Origin of the sequence: Vibrio sp. 1641 (assembly GCF_033339995.1) — a bacterium.
Classification (GTDB): domain Bacteria; phylum Pseudomonadota; class Gammaproteobacteria; order Enterobacterales; family Vibrionaceae; genus Vibrio; species Vibrio alginolyticus.
Map to the genome: position 1 here is coordinate 1 of NZ_JAWOVP010000489.1, position 527 is coordinate 527.

The 527-nt window shown below is 46.5% G+C and carries 1 protein-coding gene; it reads right to left on the reverse strand.

Features of this window, described 5'->3' with window-relative positions; all coding sequences use genetic code 11:
* Positions 1-527: MucB/RseB C-terminal domain-containing protein (locus R7Z47_RS26725; RefSeq protein WP_318131009.1), on the reverse strand; the 527-nt coding region annotated here is incomplete at both ends.

Here is a 527-nt window from a genome sequence, read left to right on the forward strand (position 1 = left end):
CTCCGACCACCGAGATTTCATAATCACCATTCACAAAACTGTGTAAGGTTCTACGGCCTTGACGAACCAGTTGTCCTTTTAATGAATGCTCATCTTTGTTTGCTACGTAAACAGAGAAGTTGAACAAGCCATCAGAATACAACTGACTTTCTACCATTTGGTCTGTTGATGCCATACGGTAGCGATTGAGATCGTTTGGATGAAAACCGTCTGGAGTCCAGCCCACAGTCCAATTGCTCGTGCCAATTTCACCTTTCGGCATTGTAAGCACAGCAGGAAGTTGAACGTCTTCAAGGCCGCTCATCAACTCTGCAATTTTAGGGTTTACTGTGTAAGAGATCGTGCGGTATTGCTCTAGCATCTCGCCATCACGATCGACAAGATCGGCGCGAAGTGGCAATTTGCTCTTTTCGTCAATCCAAAGGACATAGGAATAACGTAGTCCGTCTTTCGGCACAATACGCAATACCTGAGTTGGAACACCGGCTTCACGCGCACGCCCTACTTGAACGTAGTCGTAATACAGG